At 68.8% G+C, this 23,614-nt stretch carries 24 protein-coding genes and 1 pseudogene; 20 read left to right on the forward strand and 5 right to left on the reverse strand.

The window, feature by feature from the left end; translation table 11 throughout:
• The 4 genes from VFS34_16300 to VFS34_16315 all read left to right on the forward strand — a co-directional run.
• On the forward strand, positions 1 to 866 hold an 866-nt coding region (locus VFS34_16300; GenBank protein ID HET9796013.1), incomplete at its 5' end, for a hypothetical protein.
• Positions 863 to 2,455: a hypothetical protein gene (locus tag VFS34_16305; GenBank protein HET9796014.1), complete on the forward strand. Its 1,593-nt coding sequence runs from the start codon at positions 863 to 865 to the stop codon at positions 2,453 to 2,455. The genes VFS34_16300 and VFS34_16305, both read left to right, overlap by 4 nt.
• Positions 2,452 to 2,787, forward strand: coding sequence for a DUF962 domain-containing protein (locus VFS34_16310; protein ID HET9796015.1), 336 nt, complete (start codon positions 2,452 to 2,454; stop codon positions 2,785 to 2,787). Before VFS34_16305 ends, VFS34_16310 begins: the two co-directional genes overlap by 4 nt.
• Before the next feature lie 12 nt (positions 2,788 to 2,799).
• Complete coding sequence (locus VFS34_16315) at positions 2,800 to 3,327, forward strand: cysteine dioxygenase family protein (GenBank protein HET9796016.1); 528 nt, start codon at positions 2,800 to 2,802, stop codon at positions 3,325 to 3,327.
• Positions 3,328 to 3,376: 49 nt separating this feature from the next.
• Here the strand turns inward: VFS34_16315 and VFS34_16320 are convergent, their stop codons facing one another.
• On the reverse strand, positions 3,377 to 4,171 hold the full coding sequence (locus VFS34_16320; protein ID HET9796017.1) for a TIGR00730 family Rossman fold protein: 795 nt from the start codon (positions 4,169 to 4,171) through the stop codon (positions 3,377 to 3,379).
• Between the two features lie 66 nt (positions 4,172 to 4,237).
• On the opposite strand from VFS34_16320, the gene VFS34_16325 reads away from it, so the two are divergent.
• The 3 genes from VFS34_16325 (at position 4,238) to VFS34_16335 (ending at position 6,931) form a co-directional block, all read left to right on the forward strand.
• The gene (locus VFS34_16325) at positions 4,238 to 5,170 is read left to right on the forward strand and encodes an ABC transporter ATP-binding protein (protein ID HET9796018.1); all 933 of its coding nucleotides are present in this window, start codon (positions 4,238 to 4,240) and stop codon (positions 5,168 to 5,170) included.
• Positions 5,163 to 6,275, forward strand: a complete 1,113-nt coding sequence (locus VFS34_16330; GenBank protein ID HET9796019.1) for an ABC transporter permease — start codon at positions 5,163 to 5,165, stop codon at positions 6,273 to 6,275. The genes VFS34_16325 and VFS34_16330 overlap by 8 nt, the downstream gene beginning before the upstream one ends.
• Before the next feature lie 200 nt (positions 6,276 to 6,475).
• Positions 6,476 to 6,931: a hypothetical protein gene (locus tag VFS34_16335; protein ID HET9796020.1), complete on the forward strand. Its 456-nt coding sequence runs from the start codon at positions 6,476 to 6,478 to the stop codon at positions 6,929 to 6,931.
• Between the two features lie 113 nt (positions 6,932 to 7,044).
• Here VFS34_16335 and VFS34_16340 read toward each other — a convergent pair whose 3' ends face one another.
• Complete coding sequence (locus VFS34_16340; GenBank protein HET9796021.1) at positions 7,045 to 7,401, reverse strand: DUF5818 domain-containing protein; 357 nt, start codon at positions 7,399 to 7,401, stop codon at positions 7,045 to 7,047.
• A gap of 83 nt (positions 7,402 to 7,484) precedes the next feature.
• On the opposite strand from VFS34_16340, the gene VFS34_16345 reads away from it, so the two are divergent.
• Together VFS34_16345 and VFS34_16350 are read left to right on the forward strand one after the other, a co-directional pair.
• Positions 7,485 to 8,477 (forward strand): ornithine cyclodeaminase family protein, encoded by a 993-nt coding sequence (locus VFS34_16345; GenBank protein ID HET9796022.1) that lies wholly within the window; start codon positions 7,485 to 7,487, stop codon positions 8,475 to 8,477.
• Positions 8,474 to 9,439: a pyridoxal-phosphate dependent enzyme gene (locus VFS34_16350; protein HET9796023.1), complete on the forward strand. Its 966-nt coding sequence runs from the start codon at positions 8,474 to 8,476 to the stop codon at positions 9,437 to 9,439. The genes VFS34_16345 and VFS34_16350 overlap by 4 nt, the downstream gene beginning before the upstream one ends.
• A 171-nt stretch (positions 9,440 to 9,610) precedes the next feature.
• On the opposite strand, the gene VFS34_16355 is transcribed toward VFS34_16350, so the two are convergent.
• Together VFS34_16355 and VFS34_16360 are read right to left on the reverse strand one after the other, a co-directional pair.
• A complete protein-coding gene (locus VFS34_16355) occupies positions 9,611 to 10,171 on the reverse strand; it encodes a hypothetical protein (GenBank protein HET9796024.1) in 561 nt (186 codons plus the stop codon).
• A 75-nt stretch (positions 10,172 to 10,246) separates the two neighbouring features.
• On the reverse strand, positions 10,247 to 11,143 hold the full coding sequence (locus VFS34_16360) for a DNA-formamidopyrimidine glycosylase family protein (protein ID HET9796025.1): 897 nt from the start codon (positions 11,141 to 11,143) through the stop codon (positions 10,247 to 10,249).
• 54 nt (positions 11,144 to 11,197) lie between these two features.
• On the opposite strand from VFS34_16360, the gene VFS34_16365 reads away from it, so the two are divergent.
• The 6 genes and pseudogenes from VFS34_16365 to VFS34_16390 all read left to right on the forward strand — a co-directional run bounded on the left by VFS34_16365 (position 11,198) and on the right by VFS34_16390 (position 16,631).
• The gene (locus tag VFS34_16365) at positions 11,198 to 12,187 is read left to right on the forward strand and encodes a zinc-dependent alcohol dehydrogenase family protein (protein HET9796026.1); all 990 of its coding nucleotides are present in this window, start codon (positions 11,198 to 11,200) and stop codon (positions 12,185 to 12,187) included.
• A 128-nt stretch (positions 12,188 to 12,315) separates the two neighbouring features.
• Positions 12,316 to 13,083, forward strand: a complete 768-nt coding sequence (locus VFS34_16370; protein ID HET9796027.1) for a sulfite exporter TauE/SafE family protein — start codon at positions 12,316 to 12,318, stop codon at positions 13,081 to 13,083.
• Between the two features lie 100 nt (positions 13,084 to 13,183).
• A pseudogene (locus tag VFS34_16375) lies at positions 13,184 to 14,171 on the forward strand (SulP family inorganic anion transporter).
• Between the two features lie 204 nt (positions 14,172 to 14,375).
• Positions 14,376 to 14,762, forward strand: coding sequence for a sodium-independent anion transporter (locus tag VFS34_16380; GenBank protein ID HET9796028.1), 387 nt, complete (start codon positions 14,376 to 14,378; stop codon positions 14,760 to 14,762).
• Between the two features lie 96 nt (positions 14,763 to 14,858).
• Positions 14,859 to 15,803: a universal stress protein gene (locus VFS34_16385; GenBank protein HET9796029.1), complete on the forward strand. Its 945-nt coding sequence runs from the start codon at positions 14,859 to 14,861 to the stop codon at positions 15,801 to 15,803.
• A 165-nt stretch (positions 15,804 to 15,968) separates the two neighbouring features.
• Positions 15,969 to 16,631 carry a LuxR C-terminal-related transcriptional regulator gene (locus VFS34_16390; protein HET9796030.1) on the forward strand — a complete coding sequence of 221 codons (663 nt, stop codon included), beginning with the start codon at positions 15,969 to 15,971 and terminating at the stop codon, positions 16,629 to 16,631.
• Between the two features lie 143 nt (positions 16,632 to 16,774).
• Here the strand turns inward: VFS34_16390 and VFS34_16395 are convergent, their stop codons facing one another.
• Positions 16,775 to 17,209 (reverse strand): CBS domain-containing protein, encoded by a 435-nt coding sequence (locus VFS34_16395; protein HET9796031.1) that lies wholly within the window; start codon positions 17,207 to 17,209, stop codon positions 16,775 to 16,777.
• 120 nt (positions 17,210 to 17,329) lie between these two features.
• On the opposite strand from VFS34_16395, the gene VFS34_16400 reads away from it, so the two are divergent.
• From VFS34_16400 to VFS34_16420, 5 genes are all read left to right on the forward strand, one after another.
• Positions 17,330 to 17,812 (forward strand): CBS domain-containing protein, encoded by a 483-nt coding sequence (locus VFS34_16400; protein HET9796032.1) that lies wholly within the window; start codon positions 17,330 to 17,332, stop codon positions 17,810 to 17,812.
• A gap of 193 nt (positions 17,813 to 18,005) precedes the next feature.
• Positions 18,006 to 18,212 (forward strand): helix-turn-helix domain-containing protein, encoded by a 207-nt coding sequence (locus VFS34_16405; GenBank protein HET9796033.1) that lies wholly within the window; start codon positions 18,006 to 18,008, stop codon positions 18,210 to 18,212.
• A gap of 45 nt (positions 18,213 to 18,257) precedes the next feature.
• Positions 18,258 to 18,554 (forward strand): hypothetical protein, encoded by a 297-nt coding sequence (locus tag VFS34_16410; GenBank protein ID HET9796034.1) that lies wholly within the window; start codon positions 18,258 to 18,260, stop codon positions 18,552 to 18,554.
• A gap of 82 nt (positions 18,555 to 18,636) precedes the next feature.
• The gene (locus tag VFS34_16415) at positions 18,637 to 20,799 is read left to right on the forward strand and encodes a cytochrome c3 family protein (protein ID HET9796035.1); all 2,163 of its coding nucleotides are present in this window, start codon (positions 18,637 to 18,639) and stop codon (positions 20,797 to 20,799) included.
• Entirely contained in the window at positions 20,796 to 23,576 is a 2,781-nt protein-coding gene (locus VFS34_16420; protein ID HET9796036.1) for a cytochrome c3 family protein, read from the forward strand. Before VFS34_16415 ends, VFS34_16420 begins: the two co-directional genes overlap by 4 nt.
• Positions 23,577 to 23,614 lie beyond the last annotated feature (38 nt).

Here is a 23,614-nt window from a genome sequence, read left to right on the forward strand (position 1 = left end):
CCCGGCGGGTCGCCGACTTCCTCCTCGCCGCGCACCTCGCGGGAGGCCGCGTCCTCCACGGATCGCGCGGCGGGAAGGGGAAGATCGCGGGGTTCCTCGAGGACTACGCCTTTCTCGCCGACGCGCTGCTCGACCTCGCCGACGCGACGGGGGAGAAGGCGTACGCCGAACGGGCCCGCGGGATCGCATCGGAGATGGTGCGCCGCTTCGCCGATCCCGGGGCGGGCGGCTTCTTCCAGACGGAGACCCCCGATTCCGGAAAGCGGGGCCTCCTCGATCTCGCGAAGGAATACCTCGACCAGGTGGTCCCGTCGCCCGACGCGGTCGCCGCGCGGGTGCTCCTGCGGCTCGACCGCGCTTCCGCGGCGCCGGATCTCCGGCGGGCGGCCGACGCCGCGCTCGCATCGGCCGCGCCGTACGCGCGCGCGTTTCCTTCCGCCGCGACCTCGTGGGCGATCCTCGCCTCGGCCACCGCGGCCATCCCGGAGACCCGCCCGGCGGCCGCGACCCGCGGACCGGTCCGCGTTCGCGTCGCGCGGCGGCCCGGCGAGGTGGAGGTGCGGTTCTTCCTCGACGGCGGCTGGCACGTCCAGAGCCGGAATCCATCCCGCCCCGACCTCGTCCCGACGCGCGTGACGCTCCGAACGCCGGGCGCGGCCGAGCCGGCGTACCCGGCGGCGCAAGACGTGATCGTCGCGGGCGAGCGGCTGTCCGTCTACTCGGGGCAGTTCTCGGTGACGGCGAAGGCGGCCGGCCGCGGCGCCGTGGGCGTCGACGTCGAATTCCAGTCGTGCGATGATTCGCGCTGCCTGGCGCCGGTCCGGCTGGAGCTCGAGGCGCCGTCTCTTCCGGAGGAGAACCGATGACGCGCCGTATCGCTCCCCTGCTGCTGCTCCTGGCGATCGGTCCCGCCCGCGCGCAGGAACTGTTTTCGGGCGTGGGAGCCGTCCACCACGCGATCGCGACCTCCTCGCCGGAAGCGCAGAAATACTTCGATCAGGGTCTCGCTTTCGCCTACGGATTCAACCACGACGAGGCGATTCGATCCTTCGAGAAGGCCGCCGCCCTCGACCCGAAGGCCGCGATGCCGCTCTGGGGAATCGCGCTGGCGCTCGGGCCGAACATCAATCTGGACGTCGATCCCGACCATGAAAAGAAGGCCTTCGACGCGGCGCGGAAGGCGCTCGCCCTCGCCGCCTCCGCGCCGGAGCCGGAGCGGGCCTACGTGCGGGCGGTCGCCCGCCGCTACACCGACGATCCGAAAGGAAATCTCAAGGCGCGTGCGGAGGACTACGCCGCCGCGATGAAGGACCTCGTCGAGCGATATCCCGACGACCTGGACGCCGCGACGCTGTACGCGGAAAGCCTCATGGATCTCCGTCCCTGGAAGCTCTGGAAGCCGGACGGCACGCCGGAGCCGGGGACGGAGGAGATCGTCTCCGTCCTCGAGTCCGTTCTGAAGCGCGATCCCTCGCACCTCGGCGCGAATCACTATTTCATCCATGCCGTCGAGGCGTCCGGCCATCCGGAACGGGCGATCGGGAGCGCGAAACGCCTCGAAACGCTCGCTCCGGCGTCGGGACACCTCGTCCACATGCCGGCCCACGTCTACATGCGGACCGGCGATTACCCGGGGGCGATCCGGGCCAATGAGCGCGCCGCCGAGGCGGACCGAGCGTACATTGCGCGCACCCACGCCGAAGGCGTCTACCCCGCCATGTACTACAACCACAATCTCCAGTTCCTGGCGGCGGCGGCGATGATGCAGGGCAAGCGCGCCGACGCGCAGAAGGCGGCCGACGAGCTCGCGAAAAACGCGGCGCCGATCGCCAGAGAGATGCCGATGGCCGAGTTCGTCGTGCCGATGCCGCTGTTCGTCGAGCTGCGGTTCGCCGACTGGAACGCGGTGCTCGCCGAGCCCGATCCCGGACTTCCCCTCGCGGGCGCGATCCGACATTTCGCGCGCGCCTGGGCCGCCGCGGAAAAGGGCGACCGCGCCGCGGCCGACGCCGAAGCCGCGGCCTTCGCGCAGGCCCGGAGGGCCGTCCCGCCGGAAGCGACCTGGGGGAACAACACGGGGGCGGACGCGCTCGCCGTCGCGGCCGCTTCTCTCGAGGCGCGCCGCGCCGAGATCGCCGGGCGGGGCGACGCGCTCGCGCTCTGGAAGAAGGCGGTCGACCTCCAGGACGGGCTCTCGTACGACGAGCCGCCTCCCTGGTACCGCCCTCTCCGCGAGAGCTGGGGGGCCGCCCTCCTGCGCGCCGGAAAAGCGGAGGAAGCGGAGGGGGTCTATCGCGACGACCTGCGCCGGAATCCGAAGAGCCCGTGGTCGCTCGCCGGTCTCGTCGCGAGCCTGGAGGCGCAGAAGCGCGCCGACGACGCACGCGGAGCCGACGCGGAGTGGCGCGAAGCGGCGGCGGGCGTCGACGCCGCGGTCTTCCGGCCGAAGCCGTGAACGGACGCTTCGCGAGCTTCGAGGATTTCTGGCCCTTCTACGTGTCGCAGCACGCGAAGCCCGCGACGCGGCGGCTGCACTTCGCGGGCACGGCCGGGGCTCTGGCGATCCTCGGGGCTTCGGCGGCGCTCCGCCGTCCGGCGCTCGCCGCGGCTGCTCCCGCGTTCGCCTATGGCCTCGCGTGGTTCTCGCACTTCGCGATCGAGAAGAACCGGCCGGCGACCTTCGTCCATCCGTGGTGGTCCCTGCGCGGCGATTTTCGGATGTTCGGCCTGATGCTCTCGTTCCGCATGACCGGCGAGGCGGAGAGGCTGCTCGCCGCGAGAAATTGATAAAGTGACGCCGTGAATCTTCCCCAGCGGATCCAGGAGCTCCTTGCCGAGCTCGCCGCGAGAACCGAGCGGCCGACGCCCGGCTCCGTGCTCCTGCCGATCGCGCGCGAAGTCGAGTCCTGCCTCGACCGCGTGCGCTACAGCGGCGAGCGATACATGCGCCATCCGGTGTATCTCGCGCCCGACTGGGAAATCATGATGATCGCCTGGGAATCCGGGCAGAAGACCCCGATCCACGATCACCGCGGCGTGATGGGCTCGATGCTCGTGATGTCGGGAGGTCTCGTCGAGGAGTGCTTCGAGACTCCCGACGACCGCCCGCAGCTGCTCGAGCGCGCCGATCGCGCCTCCGGGACGACCTGCCTGACGAGCCCGACGCTCCTCCACCGGCTCTTTCCCCGGCGCGGCCGCTCGCTCTCGCTCCACGTCTACCGGCCGCCCCTCCGCGAGATGGGGATCTGGGAAGCGGACGGGATGCGGGAAATTCGCGCGTCTGAGTACGACCTGCCGGCCGATACCCTCACCAAACAGATCAGCTGACGCGTCCTTCCGGCCGCGGGCGGAAAACGTCCATGCTTGCCGGCGCCGGCTAGCGACGGGCCGCCGGGACAGGACGCCGGCTCGGTTTGGGATGAGCCGGCTCCCGCAGGATCCGCGACCGGGAGGGAGCTTTCCTTCGCCGCAGGCCGAACTGCTCGATCGCGTGCTTCTCGATGTGGGCGATCGCCTCGTCGATCGAATCGGTGAGGAGGATGAGATGCAGGTCCTCCGGGGCGATCGTCGCCTCGGCGACCATCTTCTCGAGCATTTCCGTCATCGGCGCCCAGAACGACTTCTCCATCACGACGACCGGAAACGAGAGGATCTTCTTCGTCTGGATGAGCGTCAGGGACTCGAAGAGCTCGTCCAGCGTGCCGAGGCCGCCGGGCATGACGACGAAGGCGTACGAGTACTTCACCATCATCACCTTCCGCATGTAGAAATGGTGGAAGGTGATCCAGCGATCGAGGTACGGGTTCGGTTTCTGCTCCATCGGGAGCTCGATGTTGCATCCGATCGAGGGGCCGCCGACGTCCCGTGCGCCACGGTTGGCCGCCTCCATGATTCCGGGACCGCCTCCGGTCATGACGGTGAAACCGAGCTTCGCGATGCGACGTCCCATCTCGCGCGCGACGGCGTAGTAAGGATGGTCCTCCTTGAACCGCGCGGAGCCGAAGACGCAGACGCAGGGACCGACGAAATGCAGCGCGCGGAACCCGCGGATGAACTCGCCGAGGATCTGGAGAACCGAACGAAGCTCGGCGAGCCGCGGCCGCGGACCGGCCAGCAGGCCTTCGGGACGCGGCGTCTCGGGCTTGGCGAACCGGTCCGCTTTTCGATCCACGTTTTCGATCATAAAGGAACGCCCGACGTCCCGGCCCCGCCGCGCGTTGTGGTAGAAAAGTCGCGCGTGAATTCCGACACATCTCCCGCGATCCGCTGCCGCGGCCTGCGAAAGGCGTTCGGATCCGTCCAGGCGGTCAACGGACTGGACCTCGAGATCCCCCGCGGCGAATGCTTCGGCCTGCTCGGCCCCAACGGCGCCGGAAAGACGACGACGATCGAGATCCTCGAGGGCCTCACGGTGCGCGACGGCGGCGAAGTGGAGATCCTCGGAATGGCGTGGGAATCGGCCGCGCGGGCGATCCGCCGACGGATCGGCGTCTCGCTCCAGGAATCCCGCACGACCGAGAAGCTGACGGTGTTCGAAACGCTCCGGCTGTTCCGCTCGTTCTACGACGCCGGGATCGATCCCGAGGAGGCGATGCGGTTCCTGTCGCTGGAAGAGAAGAGGAACACGTGGGTCGTCAAGCTCTCCGGCGGCCAGCGCCAGCGGCTCGCGGTCGCGTGCGCGCTCGTGGGGGATCCCGAGGTCCTCTTCCTGGACGAGCCGACGACCGGGCTCGATCCGCAGAGCCGCCTCCAGCTCTGGGATCGGGTCGAGGCGCTGCGCGAACGGGGCAAGACGATCCTCCTGACGACTCACTACATGGACGAAGCGGAACGGCTCTGCGCGCGCGTCGCGATCATGGACCACGGAAAGATCATCGCGGAAGGCACGCCTCCCGAGCTGATCGGGCGCCTCCACGCGTCGAACATCCTCGAGTTCTCGAGCGAGCCGATGATCGCGGAGGAGGACGTCCACGGGATCGCGGGCGCCCGCGAAATCCGCGCGCGCGACTCTCGATGGCTCGTCTCCGTCGATTCGCTCGTCACCGCGATCCCGTCGCTCTTCCCGCTCCTCGAACGGCAGAACGCGCGGCTCGTGACGCTGTCGACGCACCGCGCGACGCTGGAAGACGTGTTCGTGGCCCTGACCGGGCGGGAGCTGCGCGATGAGTGAACCTCGGCCGACGATGCCCCCGGCCCGGGGGCCCGCGATCCCGACGTCGGCGTCTTCCGGGTCGAAGACCCCGGTCGCGCCGCCGCTCCTCGAGCTCACCCGCATCCGGATCCTCGCGTTCTTCCGGGAGCCGGGCGCCGTTTTCTGGGTGTTCGTCTTTCCGATCCTGATGGGGCTCGCGCTCGGCTTCGCGTTCCGCGAAAAGCCGCCGGAGAAGATCGCCGTCGGAGTGGAAACGGGCGCGCTCCCGCCGCCCATCCTCGCGGCCGTGTCCCGCGATGCCGACCTCGCCGTGCGGGAGTTCGCCGACGAGGCGGAGGCGCGCCGGGCGCTGACGTTCGGGAAAATCGCGCTCCTCGTCGAGCCGGGAACGCCTCTTCGGTATCGCTACGATCCCACGCGGCCGGAGTCGCGAACGGCGCGGCTCGCGCTCGATCACGCCGTGCAGAGAGGCGCGGGAGCCCCGGAACCGATGCCCACGCGGTCCGAGCTCGTCCGGGAGAAGGGCTCTCGCTACATTGACTTCCTCCTCCCGGGCATCCTCGGGCTGAACCTCATGGGAACGGGAATGTGGGGCATCGGCTTCTCGGTGCTCACGTCGCGGATCAAGAAGACGCTCAAGCTCCTCGCCGCGACGCCGATGAGCAAGCGCGACTACCTACTCTCGCACCTGCTCGGCCGGAGCGTCTTCCTCGCCTTCGAAGTGCCGTTCATCCTCCTGTTCGGCGTGCTCGTCTTCAAGGTCCCGATCCGCGGGTCGATCCTGTCGCTCGCGGCGCTTTGCGTGCTCGGCGCGTTCACGTTCGCCGGAATCGGGCTGCTCACGACGGCGCGGGCGCAGACGCTCGAGTCCGGCTCGGGGCTGATGAACCTCGTCATGATCCCGATGTGGCTCCTCTCCGGGTCGTTCTTCTCGGCGGACCGTTTTCCCAAGGCGATCCAGCCCTTCATCCAGGCGCTCCCGCTGACGGCGCTCAACAACGCGCTGCGCGCCGTGATGCTCGAAGGAAAGTCGCTCGCCACGAACGCGGGCGAGATGGCGATCCTCGCCGCGTGGGGGATCGTGACCTTCGTGGTGGCGCTTCGGATCTTCCGGTGGCAATAACCCGTCGCGTTCGCGACGCTCGCGGAGCTCGGATCGCGAACGCGGCTCGCCGAACGAGCGACTCAACCGCGGCGACGGGCACCCCCTCGCAGTGCTTCCGCTCCCGCGGCGCGAGTCGTCTCGGCGAGTGATCGCGCGAGACTTTGTCGCGCCGCGAGGGCTCGACGCAGCGGCCTAGTCGAGTCTAATGATTGACCGCGGTGGATTCGATCTGGAGCAACCCAACTAGGGGAGAGATTGACTCCGAGGTCGGCGACGCGTTTCGCTACTCGCTTGGCATGTTCATTCTACAGATCGCCGTCACAATCGGTTTCTGCGCGTACATCGCATACATCTTTGCCAAGTATTGGGAGCCCGGGTATCTGCCCTATGCAATTCTCGCAGCGGTGGTCTCGCTTTTAATCTGGGTGGCTATCTATCAGACCTACCACGACCCTCGTCTGTACGAGGTAAACGACGAGCAGGTGAAAGTCACTCGTTTCGACGGAACGCGCGACTCGTACTCGCTCTCCTCGATCGTCGTCGATCCAGCCGGGAACCTGAAGGAAGCGATCAAGGTTCGCGATGTGAACGGGAATCTTCTGTTCAGGGTATGGCGATTCACGGAACGACGCGAAGAACTCATCCGCCGGCTCCGTCGCGAGCCGCGGAGCTGAACAACGGAAAAGCCCCGCTTTCGCGGGGCTTCGACTTTCGCCTTTCCGACTCGACGAATCTCGACTCGTGACTCGCGACTGTCGCGCCTGCGGCGCGACCCGACTCGCGACTTCTAAGGCGCCAGCGTCACCTTTTCCGGGTCGAGCATGTCGCCCTTGAGATCGCCGCGGATCTGGACCCGCTGGCCCGCGAACTTCTCCATCTTGTGCTGGTCCTTCAGGTTGTAGGTCCGGTTCCCCTCGCGGTCGGCGAGGACGTACTTCGCGCCCCCTTCGACGCACGCCTTGACGCAGGCGGCGTCGGAGAACTTCGCGACACCCCCGTGCTTGTCCTGCATCGCCGAATGATCGAGACCGCACATGCTGTCGCTGACGTATCCAGTGACGACGACGTCGTCGCTCGCGCGCGAGATCCCGGCCCCCGCCGCCGCGATCACGAGGACGCCGATTCCCGCCCATGCTTTCTTCATCGCAGACTACCTCCAGGGGGAAGAGGAGCACTTTCCGTGCCACGGCGGCTCAAGTACAGCCGCACGAATGAGATAATCCCGCCATGACTCTCCTGCTGTCGGCCGCCGACGTGAGGCGCCTGCTCCCGATGGACGACGCGATCCACGCGATGGAAGGGGCCTTTCGCGCCCTTTCGGACGGCGAAGCGCGCCTGCCCCTGCGGACGATCGTGTGGACGCCGGACCGCGCGGGAGGGCTCGGCGTCATGCCGGGCTATCTGCCGGCGCGCCTGGGAGCGAAGGTGGTCAGCGTCTTCCCGGGAAATCACGGGACGGAGCTCGATTCGCATCAGGGCGTCGTCCTCCTCTTCGAGGCCGAGCGCGGCCGGCTCGTGGCCATCGCCGACGCCACCGCGATCACCGCGATCCGCACCGCCGCCGTCTCCGGCCTCGCGACGCGGCTTCTCGCGCGAAACGACGCCGGGGATCTCGCGATCTTCGGGTCGGGAACGCAGGCCCGCAGTCACCTCGAGGCGATGCTCGCCGTCCGCCGCATCCGGCGCGTCCGGATCTGGAGCCGGTCGGCGGAGAACGCGCGCGCCTTCGCGGCTCGGGAAGGAGCACGCCACCGGGTGACGATCGAAGTCGCTTCTTCGGCGGAAGAAGCGGCTCGCGGCGCCGACCTCCTCTGCACGGCGACGTCGTCGAAGGAGCCGGTCCTTCGGGGCGAATGGCTCTCCCCCGGCGCGCACGTCAACGCCGCGGGATCGAGCGTCGCGTCCGCACGGGAGCTCGATTCCGCCGCGGTGGCCCGGGCTTCTTTCTTCGTCGATCGCCGCGAGTCGACCCTCAACGAATCCGGGGACTTCCTCTTCGCCCGGGCGGAGGGCGCCGTGACGGAGCAGCACATCCGGGCGGAGCTCGGCGACGTGCTCACCGGAAAGGCCGCCGGCCGACGGTCGCCGGACGAGATCACGCTCTTCAAATCCCTCGGCCTCGCGATCGAGGACGGGGCGGCCGCGGAACACGTCCGGCGGCGCGCGATCGAAGCGGGAATCGGCGTCGAATTCGATTTCGGCGGAAGACGGGAACCGTGACGCCGCTCTCCCCCGTTTCGATCGAGGAAATCCTCGCGGCGCGCGATCGCATCGCCGGGGCGGCCCTGCGGACGCCGCTCGTCCGGTGGAACGGCGAGGCTCCGCCGGGCGTGGAAATCCATCTCAAGCTCGAGTGTCTTCAGCCGATCGGGTCCTTCAAGATCCGCGGAGCCGTCAACGCGATCGCCTCGGCCGATCCGGAACGGCTCGCGGGAGGCGTCTACACGGCGAGCGCGGGAAACATGGCGCAGGGAGTCGCGTGGGCCGCCCGGCGCCGGGGAATTCCGTGCACGGTGATCGTCCCGGAGCACGCTCCCTCCGCGAAGATCCGGGCGATCGAGCGCCTCGGGGCCTCGATCGAGAAGAGACCGTTCGACGCCTGGTGGAGGGTGCTCGCCGAGCACGGCTCGCCGGAGCGCCGGGACTTCTTCGTCCATCCGGTGAGCGACCCCGGCGTGATCGCGGGGAACGGGACGATCGGCCTCGAGATCGTCGAAGACCTCCCCGACGTCGATGCCGTCGTGGTTCCCTACGGCGGCGGCGGGCTCTCGTCCGGAATCGCCTGCGCCTTCCGCGCGCGGCGTCCCGCCGCGCGCGTGTTCGCCGCGGAGGTCGAGACGGCGGCGCCGCTGTTTCCTTCCTTCGCGGCCGGGACGCCCTCCGTTCCCTCTTACGCGCCGAGCTTCGTCGACGGCATCGGGGCCAAGGCGCTCCTCCCCGAGATGTGGCCGATGGTCCGCGAGCTCCTCGCGGGATCGATCGTCGTCTCCCTCGCGGAGACCGCTGCCGCGATCCGGACGCTCGTCGAGCGCCACCGCGTCGTCGCGGAGGGCGCCGGCGGCGCGGCCGTCGCCGCCGCGCTCACGGGAAAGACGGGTCCCGGCAGGATCGTCGCGGTCGTGTCGGGAGGAAACATCGATCCGGAGAAGCTGGCGATCATTCTGACCGGCGGAATCCCGTAGAAGCGTCTCTCCCCACGGCCGCGCTTCGAGGGCAACCACGAGGCGCGCCGAGACGGGCGGAAAGACGCGTTCGAGGCGGCCTCCGGCTGGCGAGGCGTACCGGGGCGTACGTTGAGCCCGCCGGCGGCCGCCACGGGCGCGTATAGCAGCCCGTATCGACGCGCCCGATCTTCAACGTGGCCAGAGCCATCCGAACGTCGCCCCCGCGATCACCGCATAGATGATCCCGTCGATCGTCTCCTTCACCGCGGAACTGAAGGCCCGGCGGTACCAGATCGTGGTCTGCCAGAGCGCGAGGACGTATCCGATGAAGGAGACCGCCGCCGTGAACCGGAAGGCGCGCCGGAACGTCGAATCGGGGGTGATCGCCCGGCTCGTGACGTAGGCGGCGAAGAGCTCGACGACGACGAGATACACGAACCAGAGGGCGAGGTTCCTTCCCATGGACATCACTCCGTTGGGATAGACGGTCGCGACCATCACCGGCCCGCGGTTCATCTTTTCCTTGAATTCCGCGGATTTCATCTCGGCGCCGCTCGAGCAGCGGGGAAGCATGTAGTCGCCGGGAGGAATGGCGAAGGGCCGGAGCGCGTCCATCACCTCCGCTTCGCGCGGGATCTTCGGGTAGTCGCTCTTGTGCCAGAACGGGCCCATGTGAAGGATCGAGCTCGCGAGAAACACGAACACGGCCGACAGCAGGATCGGGAGCCAGAGCGCCGACAAGGGTGTCATGACCTCTCCTTTCTCCGGGGGTTTCGGACGATTATCCCGGAGGGTCCGGAGAGGCGTCAAACGTCGGCGGGCCGGTCAGCGCCGTTTTCGCTCTTCCCATTCGTCCAGGGTCTTCGGCCAGTCGTGCATCAGCCGCGAGAGCGCCCGGTCGGCGAGGAGCCTGCCGCCCGTCTGGCAGGGAGCGCAGTAGTTCGCCTCGTTCTCGCCGTGGACGATCCGCTGCACGGGGGCGCCGCAATCGGGACATGGCTCGCCGAAGCGTCCGTGAACGGCCATCCCCTTCCGGAACGCGGTCACCTTCTCGGGAAAGCCGTCCCCGGTTTCGGCCCGGATCCGCTCGATCCAGCGCGCGAGCGTCGTTCGCGTCGCGTCGTAGAGCCGTGTCCTCTCTTGCGCGGTGAGGCGGCCGGTCAGCTTGACGGGGGAGAGTTTCGCGGCGTGGAGGATCTCGTCCGAATACGCGTTCCCGATCCCGGAAAAGAGCCGCGGGTCGGTCAGAGCGCGCTTCAGCGTGTGGTTTTCCGACCTCAGGACGGCGTCGAATTCCGCCGCCGTCGCCTCGAGGGGCTCGATGCCGCCGCGGGCGAACGACGCGAGCGCATCCTCTCCCCGGACGAGGTGGATCGAAGCGCGCTTCTTCGGGCTCGCTTCGGTGAGGAACAGGGAGCCGCGATCGAAATCGAAGGAGGCGAGGTTCACCTTCCCCGCGATCCTCGCGCCCTTCGGCTTCCAGTGGAAGCGGCCGGCGATCATGAGATGGACGACGAGGAAGAGCTCGCCGTCGAGAGCGAACACCACCCGCTTCCCGATCCGGCGGACTCCGCGGACGGCCTTTCCCTCGGCCTCCGAGATCGGCGGGTCGTACGAGCGGAGCACGAACGGGCTCGCGATCCGCACCCGCTCGAGGGTGCGGCCGCCGATCGCCCGCTCGAGGCACTCGACGTACACCGCGACGTCGGGAAGCTCCGGCACGGCCGGTATCGTACACATCGGACGCGGCGTCCGGCGAGGTGCGACAATCGCGGCATGCGCGCGATGGTCCTCTCGCGGAGCGGCACGAACGCCCTCCTCGACCCCGCCGAGAGGCCGAGCCCCGAGCCCGGCCGCGGGGAGATCGCGATCGCCGTCGAAGCGTGCGGGGTCTGCCGGACGGATCTCCACATCCTCGACGGAGAGGTGCCGGCGGCGCTGCCCGTGGTGCCGGGACATCAGGTCGCCGGGCGGGTGGCGAAGGTGGGCGGAGGCGTTGCCGGTTTCCGCGAGGGAGACGCGGTCGGCGTCGGCTGGCTCTGGCGAACCTGCGGGGTCTGCCGCTTCTGCACGACGGCCCGCGAAAACCTCTGTCTTTCCCCGCTCCACACGGGCCGGGACCGGGACGGGGGTTGGGCCGAAACGATGGTCGCCAGCGCGGCATTCGCCTTTCCGCTTCCCGCCGGGCTGCGCCCGGAAGCCGCCGCGCCGCTCCTTTGCGCGGGGATCATCGGATACCGTTCGCTGGCGCTCTCCGGGATCCGCCCCGGGGGCCGGCTCGGCCTCGTCGGATTCGGGGCCTCGGCGCACCTGGCGATCCAGGTGGCGCTCCACCGGAAATGCGAGGTCTACGTCTTCACGCGCGAGGAGCGGCACCGGCGCCTCGCGCGCGAGATGGGCGCGGTCTGGGCGGGAGAAGTCTCGGACGAGCCGGGCGTCCCGCTCGACGCCGCCGTGACGTTCGCGCCCTCGGGGGACCTGATTCCGGCGATGCTCCCCCGCCTCGACCGCGGCGCCACCCTCGCGGTGAACGCGATCCACATGAGTCCGATCCCCGCGTTCCCGTTCGACGAGATCTACTGGGAACGCGGCGTCCGAAGCGTCGCCAGCTACACGCGGCGCGATGCGGAAGAGTTCCTCGCGCTCGCGGCGGAGATCCCGATCCGCGCCCGCGTCGAGACGTTCCCCCTCGAGCAGGCCGGTGCGGCGCTCGTCGGGATCCGCCGCGGCGAAATCGAGGGGGCGGCCGTCCTCCGCGTGCGGTGAGATCCGCGGCCGGTTCGCCGCGGAACGCGGCGGTCGGCCATCCCGGGTTCCGCGCCGGAGTTCCCTCTGCCGCATCCGGGCGGCGGGCGATCACGCCCGCGAATGCTTCGGACTAGAATCCTCCGCGCGTGACGCTCCCGCACATCCTCGTGCTCGTCGCCTCGTCGCTCGGCGCCGGGGTGATGAACGCGATGGCGGGCGGAGGCACGATCCTCACGTATCCGACCCTCCTCTTCCTCGGCGAATCGGCGATCGTCGCCAACGCGACGTCGACGATCGCGCTCTGGCCGGGGGCGGCCGCCAGCATGTGGGGCTACCGCCGCGACGTCGCGACGCATCGCGAGTGGCTGAAGACGCTCCTCGTCCCGAGCCTGCTCGGAGGCGCCGTCGGGTCGATCCTCCTCCTCCGGACGCCCGAAAAGGCGTTCGAGCGCCTCGCGCCGTTCCTGATCCTCTTCGCGACGGTGCTCTTCCTCGCGCAGGGCGCGGTGTCGAGGTCGTCCGCCGCGCGATCGGCCCAGCCGCGCTCGGCGGCCCGGCTCGCGGCGGCGCTCCTCTTCCAGTTCGCCGTGGCGGTCTACGGGGGTTACTTCGGAGCGGGGATCGGGATCCTGATGCTCGCGACCCTCGGCTTCCTCGGCCTCTCCGACATCCACGCGATGAACGGCCTGAAGAACTTCTTCGGAATGTGCATCAACGCCGTCGCCGCCGCTTACTTCATCCTCCGCGGGGCCGTCGAATGGCGGGCGGCGCTCGTCATGATCGGCGGCGCGATCGCCGGGGGTTACGGCGGCGCCCGCTTCGCCCGGCGCATCGGAAAAGCGAAGTCGCGCGCGGCGGTCGCGGTGATCGGCTTCGGCATCGCGATCCTCCTCTTCGTGCGCGGTATCCGGTGACGGCATCCTTCCTTCCGAAGACGTTCATCGTCCTGCGCGGCTACGACGCCGGCAGTTCCTGGCGGATCTCCAGGCCGGCGTCGTCGTCGGAATCGTCGCGATCCCGCTCGCGCTCGCTTTCGCGATCGCCTCCGGCGTGACTCCCGAGAGGGGCCTCGTCACCGCCGTCGTCGCCGGTTTCCTGATCTCCTTCCTCGGGGGGAGCCGCGTCCAGATCGGTGGCCCGACGGGAGCGTTCGTCGTGATCGTCTTCGGGATCGTCGAGAAGTACGGCACCGACGGGCTCGCGGTCTGCACCCTGATCGCGGGAGTCCTGCTCGTGGCGATGGGCCTCGCGCGCTTCGGCGGGGCGATCAAGTTCATCCCGTACCCCGTCGTCACCGGTTTCACGAGCGGGATCGCCGTGATCATCTTCTCCTCCGAAGTTCGGGACCTGCTCGGGCTTCGCATGGCGTCGGTTCCCGCCCCGTTCTTCGAAAAGTGGGAGGCGATCGGCGCGGCGCTGCCGACCGCTTCCGGGCCCGCGATCGCGGTCTCCGCGGCGTCTCTGGCGATCCTCGTGTTCTGGCCGAAGGTCTCGGAGGAAGATCCCCGGCCCGATCGTCGCGATCGTGGCCGTGACCGCGGCGGTGGCCCTCCTGCACGTTCCGGTCGAAACGATCGGCTCCCGGTTCGGCGCGTTCCACCCCGGAATTCCCGCGCCCCGTCTCCCCCGGGTCTCGATCGGCCGCGTCCGCGAGCTCTTCTCCCCCGCGGTGACCGTGGCGCTCCTCGCCGCGATCGAGTCGCTCCTCTCGGCCGTCGTCGCCGACGGCATGATCGGCAGCCGGCACAAGTCGAACGTGGAGCTCGTCGCGCAGGGAGTCGCCAACGTCGGTTCGGCTCTCTTCGGGGGGATTCCCGCGACCGGCGCGATCGCGCGCACGGCGACGAACGTGAAGAACGGCGGACGAACGCCGGTCGCCGGAATGATCCACGCGGCGACCCTCTTCCTGGTGCTGCTCCTGTTCGGGCGGTGGGCGAGCCGGATTCCGCTCGCCACCCTCGGGGCGATCCTCGCGGTCGTCGCGTACCACATGAGCGAATGGCGCTCCTTCGCGACGCTCCTGAAGGCGCCGCGGAGCGACGTCCTCGTGCTGCTCGCCACCTTTCTCCTGACGGTCGTCGTCGATCTCTCCGTCGCCGTGCAGGTCGGGGTCGTTCTCTCGGCGTTCCTCTTCATGCGCCGGATGGCCGAGGTCACGAACGTGGCGGCGATCACGAGGGAGTTCCAGGAGTCTCCCGACGGAACGATGCTCGCCGACCCGGGCGGCGTCGCGCGGAGGCGCATTCCGCCCGGCGTGGAGGTCTACGAGATCAACGGTCCTTTCTTCTTCGGAGCCGCCGACAAGATCCTCGACGTCCTCGGCGTCGTCGCGCGGAAGCCGTCCGCCTTCATCTTCCGGCTCCGCAACGTGCCGGCGATCGACGCGACCGGAATCCGTGTCCTGGACGATCTGGACGAGGCCTTCCGGCGGCGCGGGATCCGCTTCGTCCTGGCGGGCCTCCACGCGCAGCCGTTCCTCGCGCTGGACCGCGCCGGGGGTCTCGACCGCTACGGACGCGAAAACCTCGCGGCCGACCTGGACGAGGCGCTCGCCCTGGCCGAGCGGGCCGCTCCGAAAACCGGGGCCGTTTGATCCGATTGGATCTGGAACCCGGGGCCTCGCGCCGCTAGCCTCGAACCCGGAGGCAGCCGGCCGCCCAACGCCCGCCGCGCCTCCCTGGAGGCGATCATGAACGAAAAGGACCGATTTCGAATTCTCCTTCCGATGGCCCCGGAGGAGTCCTGCAGCGAAGTGCTTCCGCTGCTTTCCGCGATCTTTCCGCCGGCCGCGACGCACGTGCGCCGGCTCTACGTCTCGCGCCCCCTCCATTCCGACGCCTTCCTTCCCGAGATGTACGCCGATTTCGAGGAAATCACGCGGATCGACCGCGAGGCGCGCCTCGCCGCCAACGAGCTCGCGCGCCGGAACACCGAACCGCTCGAGCGTGCGGGGTTCGCCGTCGAGACCGACGTCGCGGAAGGGTTTCCGATCGCGGAGGTCACCCGCGAGATGTTCGCCTGGAGCGCGGACCTGACGGTGATCCGCGCGACGCGGCCGGAGATGCGGGAAACCCGGCTCGGGCAGCTCACGTCCGCGCTCCTCCGGCAGTCGACGACGCCTCTCCTGATCCATCGAAGCATCCCCGAGGAGTGGCGGCTCCGCCGCGTGCTCATCGCGACCGATTTCTCCGAAGCGTCGCGGGCGAGCGCGGACTGGGGCATGGCGATCGCGGCGGCCGCCGGTGCGGAGGCGCATCTCCTCTACGTGCTCGCCCGCCACGGCACCCGGCGTCTCGATTCCGGAGCGCTCCTGCGCGCCGGCACCGACGAGATCGCCCGCTGGCGTGCCCATCTCACCCCCGGGTTCGGGATTCCCGTCAGCGACGCCCATGTCGTTTCCGCGGAATTCCCGGCCGAGGGAATCCTGAACTTCGCCCGCGAGTCGGGTTTCGACCTCGTCGCTCTCGCCGGCACCGGCCGGTCGGCGATGTCGGGTCTTCTGCTCGGTTCGAACGCGCGGACTGTCGTTCGCGACGCGGACCGCCCCGTGCTGCTCGTCCCGACCCACAGCCGGATCGAGCCGGGGGCCGCGATGGCGAAGCTCCGGGCCGCCGCGGTTCCTTCGGTCGCCTGAAGTCCGTCGGCCGCGGCAGGGCGGAGTCCCCCGCCGCGGCCCCGGCGAGCCCCCCCGGAAGCCCTTGCCGGCGCGGGGTCCGGACACGGTGATGGACGCCCCCGGCCCGTTGGCCTGCTCGTGTCGCCGGGATGCCCACCGTGCGGGTTCTGTTAGGATTACGTCATGCCGTCACCCGTCCGCGAAGCGATCGATCTGCTTTCCAAGAGCGGCGAGGCCGCCTTCGCGATCGACGCGTCCGACCGGCTCGTCTACTGGAACAAGGGATGCGAGGAGATCCTCGGCTTCGAGGCCCAGAAGGTCCTGGGAAAGCTCTGCTTCGAGGTCATGGGGGGACGGGACGAGCACGGAAATGTGTATTGTTTCAAGAACTGCCCCGTCGCCCATCAGGCGCGGCACAACGAGGACGATCCGGTCCAGCCCTTCGTGCTTTCCGTCAAGGACAAGAAGGGCGAGCAGCGGAAGCTGACCGTTTCGATGTTCGCGGTCCCGGCCGTTCGCCCCTCCCTGTCGGCCGTCGTGCACGTCATCCGGGAAACCGGCGCTCCGGCGTCTCCTCTCGAGAAGACGCTCGCGAAGCAGGCCGCCGCGGCGCCCCCGACGCGCTGGCCCCTTCTCACGACCGAGGGACAGCCGGTCGAGCTCACGACGCGCGAAAAGGAGATCCTCCGCTGCCTGGCCGAGGGCTTCTCGACGTCGGCGATCGCGGAGAAGCTCTTCATCGCCCCGGTGACGGTGCGGAACCACGTCCAGAGCATCCTGCAGAAGCTCGACGTGCACACGAAGCTGGCCGCGGTCGTGTTCGCCTACCGCCATCAGTTGATTTAGCGGCGCGGCGATACGCCGCGTGATACGGGCCCGTGCGGCCCGGCGCCGAGTCGTCCGAGCCCGTCTTCCACGACGTCTCGCCGCGCCTCGAACTCGACCCAATCGGCAGGGGGAGCCGGGGTCCGCCGGTCTCCCCGACGGCTTCAGCGAGCGCGGCGGAGTGCTTTCCTGGGAGCTCTACCGGTCCGTCGCCGCTTCGCCTTCGCGCCGAGCTCGCGGGAGACGAGATCGAGCAGGTCCGAGACGGTCAGGATGCCGACGAGCTTCCCGTCCGAGACGACCGGGAGCGCGCCGATCTTCCTCCGCCTCATCAGGTAGGCGGCGTCCTCGACCGGCGTCGCCGGCGCGACGACCGCGACGCCGCGGCTCATCACCTGGTCGATCGTCCGATCGATGCGGAGGTTGCCGACGAGGAGCCCCGCGATGTCGCGGTCCGAGACGATCCCGACCACCCGCTCCCCCCGCACCACGACGAGGTGGCGCAGCCGCCGCGCGCGCATCCGTTTCAGGGCCTGCTCCGCGGATCCGTCCTCCCCGATCGTCTCGACCTTCCGGTGCATCAGCTGTTCGACTCGCACGGGCTCCCTCCCCCCTCCACTCTACCCTCCGCGGCCGCTCTTCGAGCGCCGAAATGATGCATTTGGAGCAAGACCGGCTCCCGGCCGGGGGACATGATCGGATCGGCAAGGAGGGCGTGCATGCGGGTTCGCGATCTGATGACCACCCACGTCTGGTCCTGTTCCGAGAACGCGACCGTCGCTTCGGCCGCCAATACGATGCTCGACCACAACTGCGGCTTCGTTCCCGTCGTGGGCAAGGACGGCGACGTCCTCGGCGTCGTGACCGACCGGGATCTATGCATGGCCCTCGTGCGGAACGACCGGCGCGCCGCCGAGATCCCCCTCGCCGAGGTCTGCTCGGGCCGGGTCGTCTCCTGCCGGCCCGACCAGGAGATCCACGACGTCCTCCAGATCATGGAGGGCGCGCGGGTCCACCGGCTGCCCGTCGTGGAGGACGGCCGGCTCAAAGGGATCATTTCGATGACGGACGTGCTCCGGCACGCCTCTCCCGTCCGGAGCGCCGACGGGGACTGTCTCACCTGCGCCGAGGCGGTGGGCGCGCTGAAGATGATCACCGCCGTCCGCCGGCCCCGGAAGAGCTGGGTCGCCGCGGCGGAATGACCGCAGATTGAAGTGTTTGCATCATGCGTCCGCGTGTGACTTTCGCGAGACTGAAAGCGGCAAAAGGAGCAACGGGCTCATACCGCCGATTCGAGGAGGGCCAATGCAAGACCTCAACCGAACCATCCGCACCCGAGGGCCGGGCGGGGAAACGGCTTCGCCCGCTCCGATTCTTCCGCCGAGAACCGAATCCATGAAGACGACTTCCCCGGGAGAATGGCTGAGCCGCACCGAAGTGGCGCGGCTGTTCCAGGTTTCCGCTTCGACCGTCACGCGCTGGGCCCGGGAAGGAAAAGTCCCCGCCAAGCGCACGCCGGGAGGGCACTATCGATATCCGGCGGCCGAGGTTCGCCGACTCGCCGGGACGTCGGGGCCCGGCGATCTCGTCCGACTCGACTGATTCTTCCGGGTCATTTCGGCGCCGAGCGCGCCACAGGAGGAGAACATGAAATCGGTTACCCGTACCGGGCTCGTCATCGGCGGGCTCTACCTGGCGTCGATCGCTTCCCAGGGAATCGCGTTCGGCAAGGCGTCGTGGGTGAAGGGCGCCAAGGACCTCGGTATGCCCGCCCAGAACTGTCTCTACTGCCACACCGAGAAGATGCCCAAGAAGGACACCTTCAAGGTGGACGAGCTCAACGATCGCGGCAAGTGGCTCATGAGCGAAAAGGACAAGAAGAAGGCTGCCGAGATCGACCTGGCGTGGCTCAAGGAATACCCGGGAGGCCCGGAACAGAAGTAGTCGTCAGCTGACCACCGGGGCCGGACGGAGTCCGGCCCCGTTTTCCGTCCATCGGACGGACAAAAAGGCGCGCGGTGAGACCATGAAGAGCTTCAGGATCGTTCTGATCGCGGTGTGCGCGGCGGCGGGCGTCGCGCTCGGGGCCGAAACGAAAGCCAAGGCGAAACCGCCCGCCGATGCCGATTGTCTCGGCTGCCACTCCGACGCGACGTTGAAATCCGCGAAGGGCCGCTCCCTCTTCGTCGCCGCCGCGAAGCTCGCCCGGTCCGTTCACGGAGCCGCGGGTCTTTCCTGCGTGGACTGCCACGCCGGATTCGACCCCGGAGAGATTCCCCACAAGGCGAAGATCACCCCGGTCGCGTGCGTCGGATGCCACGACGACGTCGCCGCCAAGCACCCGTTCCACCGCGATCTCGCGGAAGCGAAGAAGGGCGGCGCCGCGCCCGCGGTCGACTGCCAGTCGTGCCACGGCGGACACGGCGTCGTTCCCGTCTCGTCGCGCGCGTTCCTGCTCAAGAGCGACCCGGCCGCGGGCTGCGGATCGTGCCACGACGACGTCGTCGCCGAATTCCGCTTCTCGGCGCACGGGCGCGCGCTCGCGCGCTCCGTCAAGGGAGCGCCGGACTGCCTCACGTGCCATCGCCAGGACATGATCGGCTCGATCGGCGTGCCGTATGCGACCCGCAAGATCGCGCAGGAGAAGATGTGCCTCTCCTGTCATCTCAAGAACCCCGCGATCCGCGCGATGATGCCGAGCGCCGGGTTCATCGAATCCTTCGAGACGAGCGTCCACGGACGCGCGCTCGCGCGCGGAAACGGTGCGGCGCCGACCTGCATCGACTGTCACGGAACCCACGGCATGAGCAACCCCCTCTCGCCGGGCTCGAACGTCGGGAAGCTCGAGATTCCGCACCTCTGCGCGAAGTGCCACAAGACGGAAGCCGCCCAGTACGCCACGAGCGTTCACGGAACCGCGCTCGCTCGCGGGATGAAGGACGCCCCCGTCTGCACCGACTGCCACGGCGAGCACGCCGTGCTCCCGCGCCGTGATCCGAACTCCCCGATCGCCGCGGCGAACGTCTCGGCGCGCGTCTGCACGCCCTGCCACGGCTCGCTGCGGCTCGCGCAGAAATTCAACCTGCCCACCGACCGCTCCCGGAGCTACGCGGACAGCTTCCACGGCATGGATTCCCGCGGGGGGGTCGCCTCGGTCGCCAACTGCGCGAGCTGCCACGGCGCGCACGACATCCTTCCGTCTTCCGATCCGCGCTCGCGCGTCGCCAAGGCGAACCTCGCCTCGACCTGCGGCCAGAACGGGTGTCACCCGAAGGCGAACGACCGGTTCGCGCTCGGCCGCGTCCACGTCACCGGCACGAGGGACAAGGACCCGCTCCTCTTCGTGATCGCGACGATCTACATCGTGCTCATCGCCGGCGTCATCGGCGGGATGCTCGCGCACAACGCGCTCGACTTCCTCCGGAAGCTCCGGCACCGATTCCGGATCCGGATGGGCAAGGACGTCGAAGCTCCCGCGGGGAACGGCGTCTACCTGCGAATGACGCTCTTCGAGCGGCTCCAGCACGGGGGCGTCGCCCTCCCGTTCATCCTGCTCGTCATCACCGGCTTCATGCTCCACTACCCCGACGCCGCCTGGGTGCGGCTCATCCGGCGGATGAACCCGAGGGCGTTCGAGCTCCGGAGCGTCCTCCACCGCGCGGCGGGCGTCGTGATGACGGTGACGAGCCTCGTCCACGTCGCCTACATCGTCCTCTCCGCGCGCGGCCGCCAGCTCGTCGCGGATCTCTGGCTGCGCCCGAAGGACCTCACGGACGCCTGGAAGACCCTCAAGTACAACCTCGGTCTCTCGAAAGAGAAGCCGATGTACGGAAGGTTCTCGTACGCCGAAAAGGCGGAGTACTGGGCGCTGGTCTGGGGCACGATCGTCATGACGGTCACCGGCGTCGTCATGTGGTTCGACAACACCTTCATCGGACTCCTGACGAAGCTCGGCTACGACGTCTCCCGCACGATCCACTTCTACGAGGCGTGGCTCGCGTTCCTCGCGATCGTCGTGTGGCACCTGTATTTCGTGATCTTCAACCCGGACGAGTACCCGATGAATCTCGCCTGGCTCACCGGAATGCTCTCCGAGAAGGAAATGGAAGAGGAACACCCGCTCGAGCTCGAGCGGCTTCGCCGTTCCGGACCCGAGCCCGGCGCCCCCGCACCGGCGCCCCCGGCATGATCCGTCCGGCGAGAACGCTCGCGCTCCTGTTCGCGGTCCTGGCGCTCGCCCCCGCGGCCGGGGCCGCGAACCCGGCCCCCTCGAAGGACGACTGCCTCGCGTGCCACGAACCGGGCGTCCGCGTCGGGCGGCGGAAAGCCGGCGAGGCCCCGCCGTTCAACGCGGCGGCCCTGAAATCCTCTCCCCACGCGGACCTCGACTGCGTTTCCTGCCATGCCGACATCAAGGAAGTCCCTCATCCGGACAAGCTCGCGCGCGTGGACTGCGGCTCCTGCCACTCGGACGAGGGAAAGCAGTATGCGGCGAGCGTGCACGGCCGGAAGAGCGCCGCCGGCGATCTCTACGCCCCGGGCTGCAAGAGCTGCCACGGCACGCACGACGTTCTCCGTCCCGGAACGCCCGGTTCGCCGACCTCGACGATGCAGATCCCGCGCCTCTGCGGCGGCTGCCACCGCGAAGGGTCCGCCGTCAGCCTCACCCGGAAGATCCCGCAGACGAACATCCTCGGCAACTACATGGACAGCATCCACGGCGAAGGTCTCTTCAAGCGCGGGCTGATCGTCGCCGCCGTCTGCACGAGCTGTCACACGGCGCACTTCGTGCTCCCCCACAACGACCCCCGCTCCTCGATCGCCAAGGAGAACATCGCGAAGACCTGCACGAAGTGCCACGCGCAGATCGAGATCGTCCACCGCAAGGTGATCCGGGGCGAGCTCTGGGAGAAGCAGCCGCACCTGATTCCCGCCTGCGTCGACTGCCACTCTCCGCACAAGATCCGGAAGGTCTTCTACTCGCAGGGAATGGCGGACCAGGACTGCCTGCGCTGCCACGGCGACCCGAACCTGAAGGGAACCCGGGGCGGCGAGACCGTCTCCATGTTCACGGACGCGAAGGAGCTCGCGCATTCCCGCCACGCGAAGATCGCCTGCGGGCAGTGCCACACCGGCGGCGACCCCTCGAAGACCCGCCCCTGCCTCACGATCGCGGCGCGCGTCGACTGCTCGATCTGCCACGCCGCCGTCGTCGACCAGTACAAGGAAAGCCGACACGGTCAGCTCTTCGCGCAGGGCAGCCCCGACGCGCCGTCGTGCCAGGACTGCCACAGTCCGCACGGGACGTTGTCCAAGACCGACCTGAATTCCCCGACGTTCTCGCGGAACGTCCCGGCGCTGTGCGCGCGCTGCCATCGCGCGGGCGAGAAGGCGGCCGTCCGATACCGGGGCGCCCAGAAGAACATCGTCGAGAACTATCTCGAGAGCATCCACGGCAAGGGCCTCATGGAGTCGGGGCTCACGGTCACCGCCAACTGCGCCGACTGCCACAGCGCGCACCGCGAGCTGCCGTCGGCCGACCCCCGGTCGACCGTGAATCGCGCCAACGTCGCCCTGACCTGCGCAAAGTGCCACCGCGGGATCTACGAGCTCTTCAACGCGAGCGTCCATTCGACGGCCGTGACCCGGACGAACAAGACGCTTCCGGTCTGCAGCGACTGCCACTCGGCTCACAGCATCCAGCGGACGGACCTCTCGAACTTCCGCCTCCACATCATGGACCAGTGCGGCCGATGCCACGAGAAGATCGCGGCGACGTACTTCGACACGTTCCACGGAAAGGTCTCGAAGCTCGGGTATCTCGCGACCGCCAAGTGCTACGACTGCCACGGGTCGCACGACATCCTTCCCGTGACCGATCCCCGCTCGCGCCTCTCCCGCGCCAACATCGTCAAGACGTGCGGGAAGTGCCACAGCGGTTCGCACCGCCAGTTCGCCGGATATCTCACGCACGCGACGCACCACGACCCGAAGCGCTACCCCTTCCTCTTCTACACGTTCTGGGGGATGACGTTCCTCCTCGTCGGAACGCTCACGTTCGCCGGCACCCACACCGCGCTCTGGCTCCGCCGCTCGCTCGCCGACGGAAAGGCCCCCGCCGCGGCCGAGGCCCAGGCCGACCGCGTCTACGTCCGCCGCTTCACGACGTTCCAGCGGAACCTGCACCTGATGGTGATCGGCAGTTTCCTCGGGCTCGCGGCGACCGGCATGACGCTGAAGTTCTCCTACGCGCCGTGGGCGCGCGTCCTCGCGCGGCTCTTCGGCGGATTCGTCGCGGCCGGCCTGATCCACCGCTTCTGCGCGGTCGTGACCTTCACCTATTTCGGGCTCCACCTCTGGGACCTCGTCCGCCAGAAGCGGAAGAGCGGGAAGAGCTGGATCCGGCTCGTCTTCGGTCCGGACAGCATGATGCTCAACCGCCGCGACTGGCGCGAGTTCGTCGGATCGATCAAGTGGTTCCTGAAGAAGGGGCCGCGGCCCCGCTACGGGCGCTGGACCTACTGGGAGAAGTTCGACTACTTCGCGGTGTTCTGGGGCGTGGCCGTGATCGGCATGACCGGCCTGATCCTCTGGTTCCCGACCGTCTTCACGCGAGTGCTGCCCGGGTGGATGGTGAACGTGGCGACGACGATCCACAGCGACGAGGCGCTGCTCGCCGTGTGCTTCATCTTCAGCATCCATTTCTTCAACACCCACTTCCGTCCGGAGAAGTTCCCGATCGACACCGTGATCTTCACGACGGGAGTTCCGCTCGAGGAGCTCAAGCACGACCGGCCGCTCGAGTACCGGCAGCTTCGCGAGAGCGGAGAGCTCGAGCGCCTGAAGATGCCGGCGCCGATCCCGCTGGCGAACCGGATGTGGCGCCGTTTCGGCTTCACCGCGCTCGCGATCGGGCTCGTGCTGATCGGGCTGATCCTGTATTCGATGCTCTTCCTCTATCGGTGACCGGAGCGAGGAATAAAATCGACCATCGCCCGCCGAGG

This window comes from Thermoanaerobaculia bacterium, from assembly GCA_035717485.1.
Classification (GTDB): domain Bacteria; phylum Acidobacteriota; class Thermoanaerobaculia; order UBA5066; family DATFVB01; genus DATFVB01.